The 14,592-nt window shown below is 57.2% G+C and carries 16 protein-coding genes; 4 read left to right on the top strand and 12 right to left on the bottom strand.

Going from position 1 to position 14,592, the window contains the following annotated elements:
* Position 1 precedes the first annotated feature (1 nt).
* From purH to aroQ, 8 genes are all read right to left on the bottom strand, one after another.
* Positions 2–1,585, bottom strand: coding sequence for a bifunctional phosphoribosylaminoimidazolecarboxamide formyltransferase/IMP cyclohydrolase (gene purH / locus ACAM29_RS09645; protein ID WP_091825323.1), 1,584 nt, complete (start codon positions 1,583–1,585; stop codon positions 2–4).
* Between the two features lie 30 nt (positions 1,586–1,615).
* On the bottom strand, positions 1,616–1,897 hold the full coding sequence (gene fis, locus ACAM29_RS09640; protein WP_091825326.1) for a DNA-binding transcriptional regulator Fis: 282 nt from the start codon (positions 1,895–1,897) through the stop codon (positions 1,616–1,618).
* Positions 1,898–1,922: 25 nt separating this feature from the next.
* On the bottom strand, positions 1,923–2,900 hold the full coding sequence (gene dusB, locus ACAM29_RS09635; protein WP_369623984.1) for a tRNA dihydrouridine synthase DusB: 978 nt from the start codon (positions 2,898–2,900) through the stop codon (positions 1,923–1,925).
* Between the two features lie 140 nt (positions 2,901–3,040).
* Positions 3,041–3,928 (bottom strand): DUF3426 domain-containing protein, encoded by an 888-nt coding sequence (locus ACAM29_RS09630; RefSeq protein WP_369623983.1) that lies wholly within the window; start codon positions 3,926–3,928, stop codon positions 3,041–3,043.
* A 3-nt stretch (positions 3,929–3,931) separates the two neighbouring features.
* Positions 3,932–4,837, bottom strand: a complete 906-nt coding sequence (prmA, locus tag ACAM29_RS09625) for a 50S ribosomal protein L11 methyltransferase (protein WP_206840355.1) — start codon at positions 4,835–4,837, stop codon at positions 3,932–3,934.
* 174 nt (positions 4,838–5,011) lie between these two features.
* Positions 5,012–6,352 carry an acetyl-CoA carboxylase biotin carboxylase subunit gene (accC, locus tag ACAM29_RS09620; protein ID WP_091825338.1) on the bottom strand — a complete coding sequence of 447 codons (1,341 nt, stop codon included), beginning with the start codon at positions 6,350–6,352 and terminating at the stop codon, positions 5,012–5,014.
* 22 nt (positions 6,353–6,374) lie between these two features.
* Complete coding sequence (gene accB, locus ACAM29_RS09615; protein WP_354407668.1) at positions 6,375–6,827, bottom strand: acetyl-CoA carboxylase biotin carboxyl carrier protein; 453 nt, start codon at positions 6,825–6,827, stop codon at positions 6,375–6,377.
* A 59-nt stretch (positions 6,828–6,886) separates the two neighbouring features.
* A complete protein-coding gene (gene aroQ, locus ACAM29_RS09610; RefSeq protein ID WP_091825343.1) occupies positions 6,887–7,330 on the bottom strand; it encodes a type II 3-dehydroquinate dehydratase in 444 nt (147 codons plus the stop codon).
* Between the two features lie 277 nt (positions 7,331–7,607).
* Between aroQ and ACAM29_RS09605 the strand changes: the two genes are divergently transcribed.
* Positions 7,608–8,636: a DUF2333 family protein gene (locus ACAM29_RS09605; protein WP_091825346.1), complete on the top strand. Its 1,029-nt coding sequence runs from the start codon at positions 7,608–7,610 to the stop codon at positions 8,634–8,636.
* Positions 8,637–8,651: 15 nt separating this feature from the next.
* Positions 8,652–9,422 carry a ParA family protein gene (locus tag ACAM29_RS09600; protein WP_369623982.1) on the top strand — a complete coding sequence of 257 codons (771 nt, stop codon included), beginning with the start codon at positions 8,652–8,654 and terminating at the stop codon, positions 9,420–9,422.
* An 87-nt stretch (positions 9,423–9,509) separates the two neighbouring features.
* Here the strand turns inward: ACAM29_RS09600 and ACAM29_RS09595 are convergent, their stop codons facing one another.
* Together ACAM29_RS09595 and ACAM29_RS09590 are read right to left on the bottom strand one after the other, a co-directional pair.
* On the bottom strand, positions 9,510–9,662 hold the full coding sequence (locus tag ACAM29_RS09595; protein ID WP_175527616.1) for a hypothetical protein: 153 nt from the start codon (positions 9,660–9,662) through the stop codon (positions 9,510–9,512).
* Positions 9,663–9,729: 67 nt separating this feature from the next.
* The gene (locus tag ACAM29_RS09590) at positions 9,730–10,290 is read right to left on the bottom strand and encodes a hypoxanthine-guanine phosphoribosyltransferase (protein ID WP_091825351.1); all 561 of its coding nucleotides are present in this window, start codon (positions 10,288–10,290) and stop codon (positions 9,730–9,732) included.
* Between the two features lie 208 nt (positions 10,291–10,498).
* Between ACAM29_RS09590 and upp the strand changes: the two genes are divergently transcribed.
* Both upp and ACAM29_RS09580 read left to right on the top strand, forming a co-directional pair.
* Positions 10,499–11,125, top strand: a complete 627-nt coding sequence (gene upp, locus ACAM29_RS09585; RefSeq protein ID WP_091825354.1) for a uracil phosphoribosyltransferase — start codon at positions 10,499–10,501, stop codon at positions 11,123–11,125.
* A gap of 11 nt (positions 11,126–11,136) precedes the next feature.
* Positions 11,137–12,441: a uracil-xanthine permease family protein gene (locus ACAM29_RS09580; protein WP_354407685.1), complete on the top strand. Its 1,305-nt coding sequence runs from the start codon at positions 11,137–11,139 to the stop codon at positions 12,439–12,441.
* Positions 12,442–12,456: 15 nt separating this feature from the next.
* Here the strand turns inward: ACAM29_RS09580 and ACAM29_RS09575 are convergent, their stop codons facing one another.
* Positions 12,457–13,632 carry a VWA domain-containing protein gene (locus ACAM29_RS09575; protein WP_369623981.1) on the bottom strand — a complete coding sequence of 392 codons (1,176 nt, stop codon included), beginning with the start codon at positions 13,630–13,632 and terminating at the stop codon, positions 12,457–12,459.
* Positions 13,632–14,477, bottom strand: a complete 846-nt coding sequence (locus ACAM29_RS09570; RefSeq protein ID WP_369623980.1) for an AAA family ATPase — start codon at positions 14,475–14,477, stop codon at positions 13,632–13,634. Before ACAM29_RS09570 ends, ACAM29_RS09575 begins: the two co-directional genes overlap by 1 nt.
* Positions 14,478–14,592 lie beyond the last annotated feature (115 nt).

Raw genomic sequence — 14,592 nt, 5'->3', positions numbered from 1 at the left:
TTTAGTGACGGAAGTGACGCATGCCGGTGAATACCATGGCAAGGCCGTGCTCATCGGCAGCGTCGATCACTTCCTGATCGCGCATGGAGCCGCCGGGCTGGATCACTGCAGTGATACCCGCCGCTGCAGCAGCATCTATGCCATCACGGAACGGGAAGAACGCATCAGACGCCATAACGGAGCCCGGCACTTCCAGGCCTTCGTCAGCGGCCTTGATGCCGGCGATTTTGGCAGAATATACGCGACTCATCTGACCGGCGCCAATGCCAATGGTCTGGCCGTTCTTGGCGTAGACGATGGCGTTGGATTTGACGTACTTGGCCACTTCCCAGCAGAACAACAGGTCACGGATCTCCTGTTCGGTGGGCTGGCGCTGGGTGACGATCTTCAGCTGAGAGGCGTCGATCATGCCCAGATCCTGGTCCTGCACCAGCAGGCCGCCGTTAACACGCTTGTAGTCGAAGCTGTGTTTGCGTTCTTTATCCCACTGGCCGCATTCGAGCAGGCGCACGTTGGGTTTGGCGGCGACAATGTCAGAGGCCTCCTGTGTCACGCTCGGGGCGATGATCACTTCCACAAACTGGCGGTCAACGATCGCCTGGGCAGTCTTGCCATCCAGCTCGCGGTTGAACGCGATGATGCCCCCAAACGCTGAAGTGGGGTCAGTCTGGAAGGCACGATTGTAGGCTTCCAGAATATCGTTGCCGACAGCAACTCCACAGGGGTTGGCGTGCTTGACAATGACGCAGGCCGGTTCCTGGAACGGTTTGACACATTCCAGTGCTGCATCGGTATCGGCCACGTTGTTGAACGACAGTTCTTTGCCCTGCAGTTGACGGGCGGTTGCCACGCTGGCTTCGCCGGGGTTGGCTTCAACGTAGAAGGCCGCACGCTGGTGCGGGTTCTCGCCGTAGCGCATGTCCTGTGCCTTGATGAACTGGGTGTTGAAGGTGCGTGGGAAGTCGGCCGGCATCTCCTCGTCGCCTTCGACGATGGCGCCCAGATAGTTGGCGATCATGCCGTCGTAGGCAGCGGTGTGTTCAAATGCTTTCACAGCCAGATCGAAGCGGGTTTTGAAGCCGAGGCCGTTGTCAGATTTCAGCTCAGCGATAATGCTGTCGTAGTCGGATGCATTGACGACGATGGCAACATCCTTGTGGTTCTTGGCGGCGGAACGCACCATGGTCGGGCCACCGATATCGATATTTTCGATAGCCATAGGCAAATCGCAGTCAGGGCGGGCGATGGTAGCGGCGAACGGGTAAAGGTTAACCACAACCATGTCGATCGGCTGAATGCCGTGCTCGCTCATGATGGCATCATCGGTGCCACGACGGCCCAGAATGCCGCCATGCACTTTGGGGTGCAGGGTCTTGACGCGACCATCCATCATTTCAGGGAAGCCAGTGTAATCCGAGACTTCAATCGCCGGGATATTGTTGTCACACAGCAGTTTGTAGGTGCCGCCAGTGGACAGGATCTCGACGCCTTCGGCACTGAGTGCACGAGCAAAGTCAACGATGCCGGTCTTGTCAGACACGCTGATCAGGGCGCGACGGACGGCTTTGGTGTTCTGTTCAGACATGGTAAGCGTTCCAGTTCGAAATGAATTCAGTTACAGCAGACCGTACTGCTTGAGCTTCTTGCGCAGGGTGCCACGGTTGAGGCCCAGTACCTCTGACGCCTTGGTCTGATTGTCCTTGGTGTAGGCCATCACGCTCTCGAACAGCGGTGCCTCGATTTCGGACAGAACCATCTGATAGACATCGGTAACAGGCTGGCCGTCCAGCTGTTTGAAATAGCTGGTCAGTGACTGGTGCACGGTGTCACGCAGGGTCTGTTGGGGGATCTGCGTCTGTGTGCCGGGTTTAGTCTGTTTCAAGTCTTTGGTATCCACTGTACTTCTGTACCCAATCCAGGGATCAGGCGGCTGCCAGCCGGGACGCAAAAAAAGCGGCCACGGCACTCACCTGATCATGTGCTGTTTCTAGTTGATTGAAATCTTGCCGAAAGTCCCGGTTGCCCTCTGCTGTTTGCAGATACCAGCCCACATGCTTGCGTGCGATCCTGACGCCTAGATAGTCGCCGTAGAACGCATACAGTGCCAGCAGGTGCTCGGTCAAAATCTGCTCTTGCTCTTGGGCAGATGGGTCAGGGCGTTCCGTGCCTGTGCGCAGAAAATGATCAATCTGGCCGGGCAGCCAGGGGCGTCCCTGTGCCGCACGGCCAATCATCACTGCATCAGCACCGGTCAGCTCGAGTACCTGCCGTGCCTTGAGTGGCGAGTCGATATCACCATTGGCAAACAACGGTATACTGACTTCGTCACGTACTCGGGCGATAGTGCTGTACTCGGCCTCTCCGCGATAGCCATCGGCCCGAGTGCGACCGTGAATGGCCAGTGCCGCAATGCCGGATTGCTCGGCAAGGCGGCCAATGCGAATCGCGTTGCGGGTGTCTGGGCACCAGCCTGTGCGGATCTTGAGCGTAACCGGTACGTCTACGGCTGCGGTAACTGCCTGCAGTATATCCTGTACCAGTGGCTCGTCCCGCAGCAGAGCAGAGCCTGCGGCCTTGTTGCATACCTTTTTGGCGGGGCAGCCCATGTTGATGTCGATGATCTGAGCACCGTTCGCGACATTCAAACGAGCAGCCTCAGCCAACATATCGGGATCACCGCCGGCAATCTGAACAGAACGCGGCTCGGGTTCACCCGTGTGATCAAGACGCAGGCTGGATTTTCGAGTGTGCCAGAGACGGCTGTCGGATGTGACCATTTCGGACACGGCGAGTCCGGCACCCAGGCGGCGACACAGCTGCCGGAACGGGCGGTCCGTCACCCCGGCCATGGGGGCCAGAATCACCCGACTGTCAATGCTGTATGGGCCGATCCTGAACATGCTGCGTCCTGTCAGAAAGATAAAGGAAACTCACGTTTGCTGCAGTTGCGGCAAACCGGGGGCTTACTTTCGGAAGGCGGCCAATGATACTCCTTCGGCTTGCTGCGTCCAACCGTTTCTGATGAAAAAATGATCTGTTTTCAGGGCTCGTGAGTCGGGGCCAGCAGGGACAGCTCATAACTGACACCACGGCGTCCTGGTGAAGCAAGTTCCAGCTCGATCTGCATCGGTTGGCCAGGCATCATCTGTTCAGTGGACAGGCTGCGGGTATCAAGGTATTCGCCTGGCTGAAACGTGCGTTTAGCCACTTCTCGTCCTTTCAAGTCTGTAAAGCGCAGCTGAAGCGCCGGCCATGGCTGGGGAAAGGGGGCCATGTTTTCGAGTACGATGGAAACTTTAAGTGCATCGGCGAAGCGTGGGTGAGGTTGAACATGCAGGCTGTGGTTTCGGATCTGACTCAGCGCATGGGCACTGTCGAGATCACAGCTGATCTGATGACACAACATGGAGTAAATACTCTGTAGCTGCGGGTATTGAGCCAGTCGAGCACGCTCAAACCAGATCAGCTGCGACAGAAATACAGCCAGTGTCAGCAAAATACCCAGCAGCAGGAAGGCGGTGGTAATCGGATTGCGTTCGTCCTCGACTTTGGCCAACTGAAGCGGCTCCGCGATCAGCGGCAGGGCGGCCGTGCTTCCTGCACGAGCTTGATCTGCATCGATACCGGCAGGGGGCGGTGCCTTGACAGGTTCGGCTGCAGCAATCGGAATATCAGTCGAAGCGGAAGTGGTATCCGGGCGTGCCTTTGAAGGCGGCGGAGCTGAAGGCTCATTTACAGCCTTGATAGAGGTTTCAAGGTGTTCGTCGGCGGGGCTGTTTTGCTCGGGCTTGAACGAGCTGACTTCGTGTTGGGGGGCGCTGAAAACTCTCAGGCAGGCACCACAGCGCACCTGCCCCTCGGCCAGCTTGAGCTGGCCTTCGGTCACGCGAAAGCGGGCATGACAGTTGGGGCAGCGCGTTATGATCAAGGATCAGCTCTCCTGCTTGCGGGTACCACTGAGGCGGATCCAGCCCTCGCGTTCACCCGGTGCATCCATTTCAAACCACTGACTGTAAGTGGATATTAGCTCATCTGCCTGCTGCGATAACAGGCCAGACAGCAGGATGCGTCCTCCCGGGCAAACGCGCTCGGCAAGCGTTGGGGCCAGCTCACACAGAGGGCCTGCCAGAATATTGGCTACCAGAACATCCGCCTGCAGCTTGGGAGCATTAAGGGGCAGATAGGCGTTGAGTCGCTCTGTTGGCAGCTGGTTGCGGGCCAGGTTGTCAGCGGTGGCGGTGAGTGCCTGAGGGTCTATATCCACGGCCATGACGTGGCGCGCTCCGAGCAGCAGGGCGGCAATGCCCAGAATGCCGCTGCCGCAGCCGTAGTCGATCACCTGCGCTCCGTTCAGTTCCTGCCCATCGAGCCATTCGAGACAAAGCGCGGTTGTTGGGTGGGTGCCGGTACCGAAGGCAAGGCCCGGGTCAAGCATCAGGTTGACGGCATCAGGCTCGGGTGCTTCGCGCCAACTGGGGCATACCCAAAGGCGCTGACCGAACTGCATTGGATGGTAGTGATCCATCCACTCTCGCTCCCAGTCCTTGTCCTCCAGAATTTCGGCCTTGAACTCGGGCAGTGTGCCGGCGTTGGCAAAGGCGTCTTTCTGAGCCTTGGCCAGTAGCTGCAATGTTTCACGCAAGTCATGCTCGGCCGCGAACAGGCCTGTAACGATGGTGTGGCTCCACAGAGGCGTGGTTCCCAGATCAGGTTCAAAAATCGGTTGGTCGGCGGCGTCCTGATAGGTGACGGCTGCGCAGCCGGCGGCCAGCAGCAGGTCCTCGTAGGTTTCGGCCTGCTCGGGTGAAGTGGCAACTTTAATTTGTAGCCAAGGCATGCAGAGACTCCATCTGTTTGATATCAGTAGTATGTCCTAAAACTGCGACGGGTAAAATCCGGTGTTTGCTGATCCAGCGCACGTCAATGGTGTCTGGCAGGTGGTTGGCAGTGTCAGGCAAAAAGAGGGGAGGGTGACAACAGCCGGATTCAGCCGGCTGTTGTCGAGAAAGACTCAGAGGCCGAGCTTTTTCTCAAGGTAGTGGATGTTCACGCCGCCACGGGCAAAGTTGGTATCGCGAACAATATCCTGATGCAGCGGAATGTTGGTCTTGATCCCTTCGATCAGCGTTTCGTCCAGTGCGCTCTTCATTCGCGCCAGTGCCGTTTCGCGGTCATCCGCAAAAGTGATCAGCTTGGCGATCAGTGAGTCATAATGAGGCGGTACGCTGTAACCACTGTACAGGTGTGAATCAACGCGAATGCCATTACCGCCTGCCGCATGGAAATGAGTCACCTTGCCGGGACTGGGCATGAAGGTTTTGGGGTCTTCCGCGTTCAGACGGCACTCAATGGAGTGGCCGCGCAGCTTGATGTCTTCCTGTTTGTATGACAGAGGCAGGCCGGCTGCAATGCGCAGCTGTTCCTTGACGATATCAACACCGGTTACCATTTCAGTCACCGGATGCTCGACCTGAACGCGGGTGTTCATCTCGATGAAGAAGAACTCGCCATCTTCATACAGAAACTCGAAGGTACCGGCACCGCGGTAACCAATCTCGATACAGGCGTCGACGCAGGCCTTGAGAACCTTGGCGCGAGCGGCCTCATCAATCATCGGTGCCGGTGCTTCCTCGACAACCTTCTGGTGACGGCGCTGCATGGAGCAGTCGCGGTCGTACAGGTGAATGGCATTGCCCTGACCGTCGGCCAGTACCTGTACTTCAACATGGCGCGGCTTTTCGAGAAATTTTTCCATGTACACGGTTTCATCACCGAAAGCCGCCTTGGCCTCGGATTTGGTCACCTGTACCGCGTTACCCAGATGCGCTTCGGTATGCACCACGCGCATGCCGCGACCACCGCCACCGGCTGCAGCCTTGATGATCACCGGGTAGCCGATGCGACGGGCGATCTTGTAGACCGCTTCAGCATCGTCAGGCAGGGGTCCGTCAGATCCCGGCACGGTTGGTACACCCGCCAGCTTCATTGCATTGATGGCGGATACCTTGTCACCCATCAGGCGAATGGTATCGGCGCGCGGACCAATGAAGGTAAAACCAGAACGCTCTACCTGTTCGGCAAAGTCCGCGTTCTCGGCGAGAAAACCATAGCCGGGGTGAATCGCCACAGAGTCAGTTACCTCGGCGGCACTGATGATTGCCGGAATGTTGAGGTAGCTCTGGGTGGACGGGGCAGGGCCGATGCACACGGCTTCGTCGGCGAGGCGCACATGCATCAAATCGCGGTCAGCCACCGAATGGACGGCAACGGTCTTGATGCCCAGCTCCTTGCAGGCGCGGAGGATACGCAGCGCGATCTCACCACGGTTTGCAATCAGCACTTTATCCAGCATAGTGAAAATCCTTGGTCAGCAATCAGGCGATGGTGATCAGCGGCTGGTCGAACTCGACCGGTTGGCCATCTTCGGCCAGAATGCTTTCGACTACACCGGATTTGTCAGCTTCGATCTGGTTCATCATCTTCATCGCTTCCACGATGCAGATAACATCCCCTGCTTTCACGCTCTGTCCCACTTCAACGAAAGGTCCTGAGGTGGGAGACGGAGAGCGGTAGAAAGTGCCAACCATCGGTGAGCGTACGGCATGGCCCAAGGGGGCAGCCTCGGCCGGTGCTTCGGGAGCCGGGGCGGCTGCAGCGGGCGCCGGAGCCGCAACGGGTGCCGGTGCTGCGTATTGGGCGGGGGCCGCGATTACCTGGCTGCCGCCACGACTGATACGGACAGACTCTTCGCCTTCCTTGATCTCGATTTCGTTGATGTTTGACTCTTCCAGCAACTCGATCAGTTTTTTGACTTTGCGAATATCCATGCTTTGAAGGCTTCTCTGAATTCAATGTTGTTAAGGGGTACGAACCTGTCCGTTGCGGTTCAGCCTTGCAGCAAACGGCTGTGAGCCGCTTCAAGGGCAAAACGATAGCCTTCAGCACCAAAGCCGCAGATGACCCCTACTGCCTTGTCGGACAGGTAGGAGTGCTGGCGGAAGGGCTCGCGAGCATGCACGTTGGACAGGTGCACTTCAATAAAGGGTATGCCCACGCCCAGCAGGGCATCACGCAGTGCGACACTGGTGTGGGTAAAGGCGGCCGGATTGATAATAATGAAACCGGTGCCTTGTGCCGGTGCCTGATGAATACGATCGATCAGGGCGGCTTCGGCATTGCTCTGGAAACACTCGGCTGAATGTCCCAGCGCCGTGGCCTGAGTGACAATCGATGCTTCGATATCGGCAAGTGTGGTGGAGCCATAGATGCCGGGTTCTCGGGTGCCGAGCAGATTCAGGTTTGGACCATTCAGAACCAGAATATGTGCCATGCATTTGCCCCGTCGAAACTCAGTTGCCATGGGTTAAAACCAAGGTCGACTAGTGTGCATGAAAGTTAAATGCCTGTCTATGCTGGCTGTCGGATTTTCGTCTGTTAGCGGCGAGTTTGCCGAAGTTAGCCTTATATATGCGATAGCCGGTGATAATCACCGCTTCAGTGTCAGCGTGCTGCACGATTGACCGCAACCGCCGAATTGTCCATAGTGCAATGCAACATGGAGGCTGCGTCCAGCGGCCCCTGAATAGATGAAATGGCAGGAGACACGAGTGGAACGACTTGAGCGCATCTGGCTTGGAATCTGGGACCGATTTGCGACCGCGCGCAAGCTGCAGCTGGTATTGCTGGTGCTGATTATCTGGCTGCTGGTATCACTGGGTGTTGGCGTCTGGTGGAGCAGCGAACCAGACCGTTTCGATGTGGTCCGCGAGGCAAATGCACAGACGACAACGGGTAAGCCTGTTACCGGTACTCATACGGTTGCAACGCTGATCACTCTGGGCAATACCCTGCTGGACAAGCCGGGGGGATATTTGAGTAATGACCGTCTGCCACCGGGCATCTGGCTGGATAACATGCCTGCCTGGGAGTTTGGGGTGCTGGTACAGATGCGTGATATGGGGCGCTCACTGCGCAAAAGCATGAGCCGGTCCCAGTCTCAATCGACAGAGGACCCGGCTCTGGCCAAGGCTGAACCACTGCTGCACTTCAATAACAACAGCTGGATACTGCCGTCAACTGAAGGTGAGTATCGCAAGGCGATCAACCTGCTGCAGGATTATGCAGACAGGCTGTCGGATGAAAACCAGAGTAATGCCCAGTTCTATGCCCGTGCAGACAATTTGCGTGATTGGCTGGGCGATGTTTCCACTCGGCTCGGCAGTCTGTCGCAACGGCTCAGCGCCAGTGTTGGCCAGCGCCGTGTGAATACCGACCTGGCAGGCGAAACCGGGGCGCGCCAGTCAACCGTGTCGGATACTGAAATTGATGTCAGAACTCCCTGGCTTGAGATAGACAATGTGTTCTATGAAGCCAGGGGGACTACGTGGGCGCTTCTGCATTTGCTCGAAGCGGTCGAACAGGATTTCGGCGAAGCATTGGACCGCAAGGGCGCGCGTGCAAGCCTGCGCCAGATCATCCGTGAGCTGGAGTCGACTCAGTCAACCTTGTGGAGTCCAATGGTGCTGAATGGTACCGAGTTTGGTTTTCTTGCCAATCACTCACTGGTGATGGCGTCTTATATATCACGGGCCAACGCAGCCATTATTGATCTGCGTGACCTGCTTGCTCAGGGTTAGGAGCGGAGAAGACTCATGCGTAGAGTGGTATTCAATCAGAAAGGTGGTGTTGGCAAATCCAGTATTACAGTCAATTTGGCAGCGATCAGTGCCAGCAGGGGACTCAAGACACTGGTTATTGATCTTGACCCTCAGTGCAACTCTACCCATTACCTGTTGGGTGATAATGCCAACCAGCCGGATACCGATGCCTACGGTTTTTTTGAGCAGACGCTGAGCTTCCAGCTCAAGCCCAAGGCGCCTGAAGCCTTCATTCACCCGACACCCTTTGCCGGGCTGTCGATTCTGCCGGCACATCCGGAGCTGGGCGATCTGCAGTCGAAACTTGAGAGCAAGCACAAGATCTACAAATTGCGTGATGCGCTCGATGAGCTGGGGGATGTGTTTGATGCCATCTATATCGATACACCGCCAGCGTTCAACTTCTTTACACTGTCGGCGCTGGTCGCAGCTGAACGCTGCCTGATCCCGTTTGACTGCGATGAGTTTGCGCGTCAGGCACTCTATAACCTGCTGAATAATGTGCGTGAAACGCGGGCGGACCATAACGAACGGTTGGAAGTGGAAGGCATTGTGGTGAATCAGTATCAGCCCCGCGCCTCCTTGCCCCGCAAGATTGTTGAAGGGCTGCTGGCCGAATCGCTGCCGGTGCTAACCACTCGGCTGTCGGCCTCGGTCAAGATGAAAGAATCTCATAACGAAGCGAAACCTTTGATCCATATGGCTCCCGCCCACAAGCTGACACAGGAGTTTGTGCAGCTGTTCGAGGAGTTGGAAAAGGTCTGACGGTTTGTGTTTGTTCAGAGCATAAAAAAACGGAGCCTTGTGGCTCCGTTTTGTCGATATCGCCTGGGATAAATTGCCGGATACCGCTTATTTGTCCGGCGCAATAACCCGACCATCACTCATGAATACGCAGTCGCGCTGAGCGGCACTATCCCGTGCGGCGAGCGATTTGCGTCTCAAACGCAGCAGCCAGGTAAAAATTGCCGTGGCCGACAGCGCGAGAATGACCAATTCCGTCATGCAAACCCTGTAAAATTTCTTCGTACCCCCGCATTGTAACCAGACAGTACGGGATGGCAAGCGTAGATTACATCCCCTTTACTGCGAAGATGCCAGGCGCGTTGCGCCAATAACCCTTGTAGTCCATGCCATAGCCGAAAATGTAGCGATCCTCGATCTCGATCCCTACAAAATCGGCCTTGAACTCCGGGCGGGCCTTGCGGTCATGGCGCTTGTCAACCAGCACGGCACACTGTACTGATGCAGCACCTTCCGCCTTAAGGTAGTCCATCACTTCGGCCAGGGTATGGCCCTCGTCCAGAATGTCATCCACTACCAGTACCGGGCGGTCCTTGAACTCGACCATTGGCGGCACCTTCCATTCCAGCTCGTGGCCGGATGTGGTGTTGCGGTAGCGCGTGGCGTGCAGGTAGCTGGCCACCAGCGGGAAGTTGAGCCGGGTCAGCAGTTGGCCCGCAATCACCAGACCACCATTCATGACCGCAAAAATGACCGGTTCGCGGTCATGAAGTTCGGCGGTAATGTCGGCAGCCATGTTGCTGATTGCCGCTTCCACTTCGGCCTGGCTGTGGAGCAGGTCCGCCTCAATGTAGACGCGCTTGATCTCTTCGGAATCGATAGTGCTCATGGAACCACTCCGGCAATGGCTAATGGCCGCCATTGGCGACCGGATTGTAAAAAAAGTGAGCAAGGGTACTCAGGTTTTGCTGTCTGAGCAATATCAGGCCGTGGGCGTGGATGACATCAGGCGGATCATTCGTTAGTCTTGCCCTGAATTTTTTGTCAAGCCGGACGTTGGTTCGAACGTGCGGCTCCGCCGATGAGGTTGCCCTGCCATGAGTGTTCATGAAATCCACCATCCGCTGGTACAGCACAAGCTGAGCCTGATGCGCTCCAGTAACAAGAGTACCCGCGGCTTTCGCCAGCTGGCAGCCGAGGTTGGTTGCTTGCTGACCTACGAAGCGACCAAGGATCTGGAGCTGGAAGAGTATACCCTGCAGGGCTGGTGTGGTCCGGTCAAGGGGCAACGAATCAAGGGCAAGAAAATTACCGTAGTACCCATTTTGCGAGCAGGGCTTGGCATGCTGGATGGGGTGCTGGAACTGGTTCCCAGTGCCAAGATTTCGGTGGTAGGGCTTTATCGGGATGAAGAAACGCTGCAGCCGGTCACCTATTTCGAAAAACTGGCCAGCGACATTGAGTCACGTATGGCGCTCATCGTTGACCCGATGCTGGCCACGGGGGGCTCCATGATCGCGACCATTGATCTGTTGAAGAAGGCCGGCTGCAGCAGTATTCGTGCGCTGGTGCTGGTAGCGGCTCCGGAAGGAATCGAAAAGGTGCAGGCGGCACACCCGGATGTGGATATATTTACCGCGTCAGTGGATGAGTGCCTGAACGAGCAGGGTTATATTGTGCCCGGGCTGGGTGACGCCGGTGACAAGATTTTCGGCACCAAATAGGAGAGTCGAATATGCAACCCGTTCCTGAACGTAAAGGCGCATTGCATTGGCGCACCATGCTGGCCGGATCGCAGATGCTGTTCGTGGCATTCGGTGCGCTGGTATTGATGCCGTTGTTGACGGGTCTGGATCCGAGTGTGGCGCTGTTTACCGCCGGGATCGGGACACTGCTGTTTCATCTGGTAACCGGGCTCACGGTACCGATCTTTCTGGCATCCTCGTTTGTTTTTATCGCCCCGATTACCTACTCAGTACAGAACTGGGGTGTGGCGGCTACGATGGGCGGTCTGATGGCTGCCGGTGGTGTCTACATGCTGCTGGCACTGGCGGTGAAGCTCAAGGGGGTCGGTTTTCTGCACCGAATCATGCCACCAGTGGTAACAGGGCCGGTCATCATGATCATCGGCCTGGGTCTGGCGCCGATTGCGGTCAATATGGCGATGGGCAAGAGCGGGGATGGTTCGCTTGAGCTGTTCCCCTATGAGCAGGCGATGCTGGTTTCCATGAGTGCGCTGGTGACCACCCTTATCGTGGCTGTGTTTGCTCATGGCATCTTCCGCCTGCTGCCCATTCTGTCGGGTGTGGTGGCAGGTTACGCCGTGGCCCACTTTAGTGGGATGGTGGATTACAGCCCGATCACCGAAGCACGCTGGGTGGCCATGCCGGCATTCGTGATGCCCGAGTTCCATTGGCAGGCGATCCTGTTCATGATCCCGGTGGCGCTGGCACCGGCCATTGAGCATGTAGGCGATATCTTGGCGATCTCAAACGTGACCGGTAAGGACTACGTGCGCAAGCCGGGGCTGCACCGGACCCTGTTTGGCGATGGCCTTGCCACCGCTGCGGCCTCGCTGTTCGGTGGCCCGCCCAACACGACCTACTCCGAAGTGACCGGTGCGGTGATGCTAACCAAGGCTTTCAATCCGGTGATCATGGTCTGGGCCGCAATCGTCGCCATTGCGTTGGCGTTCATTGCCAAGTTTGGCATGGCGCTGCAGACCATTCCGGCGCCGGTGATGGGCGGTATTCTGATCCTGCTGTTCGGCTCCATTGCCGCGGTGGGGATGAACACTCTGATCAAGGCTCATGTAGATCTGGCCGAGCAACGGAATCTGGTGATTGTGGCCACCACGCTGGTGTTCGGCATTGGTGGCATGGCAATGGGGCAGGGCGATCTGAGCCTGCAGGGCGTCAGCCTCTGTGGTGCGGTGGCGATCATTCTGAATCTTGTTCTGCCGCAGTCGAAGCAGGTGGATGATGATCTTCACGAAGAGCAGGAAGTGGTCGAGGACATGGTACACCACGCCCGCGACTGATCCTGCCGGCCGGTATCAACGCGAAAGGTAGCGGATACCGGCCTCCAGCCCTTCCAGTGTCAGTGGGTACATATGCCCCTCGACCTGCTGCCGAATCATCTGCGTGCTCTGGGTGTACTGCCAGTAGCGCTCAGATGAGGGGTTCAGCCAGATTACCTTGTTCCAGGTATCCAGTATCCGCTGCAGCCAGAGTTGCCCCGGCTCCTCGTTCATGTGCTCCACGCTGCCATAGCGATCCAGCAGTTCATAGGGTGACATGGCGGCATCACCCACAAAGATTACCCGGTAATCACGGCCGTAGGTGTGAAGTACATCCAGAGTTGGTATGGCTTCGTCGTAACGGCGACGGTTGTCGCGCCAGACCTTTTCGTATACGCAGTTGTGAAAGTAAAAGTATTCCAGGTGCTTGAATTCGGTGCGCGCAGCCGAGAACAGCTCTTCGCAGGTGCGGATGAACGGGTCCATGGAGCCGCCTACATCCAAAAACAGCAGTACCTTGGCGGCGTTGTGCCGCTCCGGCACCATTTTCAAATCCAGCAGGCCGGCATTGCGCGCCGTTGAGCGAATGGTGTCATCCAGATCAAGCAGGTCGGCGGCGCCGGTGCGGGCGAACTTGCGCAGTTTGCGTAGGGCAACCTTGATATTGCGCGTGCCCAGCTCCACGCTGTCATCCAGATTGCGGAACTGGCGCTGCTCCCAGACTTTCACTGCACGTTTGTGTTTGCTCTCGCCACCGATTCGAACCCCTTCCGGGTTATAGCCGCTGTGACCAAATGGAGAGGTACCGCCGGTGCCGATCCACTTGTTGCCACCGGCATGGCGTTCACCCTGTTCTTCCAGGCGTTGCTTCAGTGTGTCCAGCAGCTTGTCCAGACCACCCAGTGCCTCGATCTGTGCCTTTTCCTCGTCACTGAGTTGCTTGATGAATTCGCTGTCCAGCCAGTGCGAGGGGATCAAGGCGTCGGTAATATCCCCCTGTGCCTGCAGTCCGGCAAAATACTGCCCGAAGGCACGGTCAAAGCGGTCGTAGTACTTTTCGTCCTTGACCATACAGGCGCGGGCCAGCAGGTAAAAGTCATTCACATCCAGACAGGCAACCTGCTGTTCCAGTGCGCCGATCAGGTCAAGCAGCTCACGCAGGGAAACCGGCACCTGTCCCTTGCGCAGCTGAGTGAACAGGTCGATCAGCATCAGCGAGCCTCACGGCGCGCCATGAAGGCTAGGCGCTGCAGCATGTGTACATCCTGCTCGTTTTTGAGCAGCGCACCATAGAGCGGAGGCATGGCGCTGGATGGGTCCTGGTTGGCCAGCACGTCAGCCGGAATGCGGTCAGCAAGCAGCAGCTTGAGCCAGTCAATCAGCTCTGATGTTGACGGTTTTTTCTTCAGACTGGGGACTTCGCGCAGGCGGAAGAATATTTCCAGTGCCTCGCGCACCAGCGTCTGCTCAATCTGCGGGAAGTGAACATCGACGATTGACTGCAGAGTGTCCTTGTCAGGAAAGGCAATGTAGTGGAAGAAGCAGCGGCGCAGGAAGGCATCCGGCAGTTCCTTCTCGTTGTTACTGGTGATGATCACGATGGGGCGTTGACGGGCACAGACGCGCTCACCGGTCTCGTACACATCGAACTCCATCTTGTCGAGCTCGGTCAACAGGTCGTTGGGAAACTCGATATCGGCCTTGTCGATCTCATCAATCAGCAGTACGACCTGCTCGTCAGCTTCAAACGCCTGCCACAGCATCCCCTTGCGGATGTAATTGCGAATATCATGCACGCGATCGTCACCCAGCTGCGAATCACGCAGGCGGGAAACGGCATCGTAATCGTACAAGCCCTGCTGAGCCTTGGTGGTGGACTTGATGTGCCAGCGCAGCAAAGGTTTGCCCAGTGCGGTGGCCAGCTCTTCAGCCAGCATGGTCTTGCCGGTGCCGGGCTCGCCCTTGACCAGCAGCGGTCGTTGCAGGGTGATGGCGGCGTTGACGGCCATCTGCAGATCGTCGGTGGCAACGTAGCGGTCGGTACCTGAAAACTTCATCGGCTTCTCTGTCGGTTGCTATGGGTCGGTTGGTAAAAGACAGGAGCCAGTGTATCAGAACAGGTCGGGTGGAAAAGAGAGGTGGGGCGAGGATTGATGTGGGGAGGGTGGGGAG

Origin of the sequence: Marinobacterium sp. BA1 (assembly GCF_041155135.1) — a bacterium.
In the GTDB taxonomy this organism is placed as follows: domain Bacteria; phylum Pseudomonadota; class Gammaproteobacteria; order Pseudomonadales; family Balneatricaceae; genus Marinobacterium; species Marinobacterium iners.
Note: the sequence above shows the minus strand (reverse complement) of the source record. Positions and strands in the feature narration are given on the sequence as shown.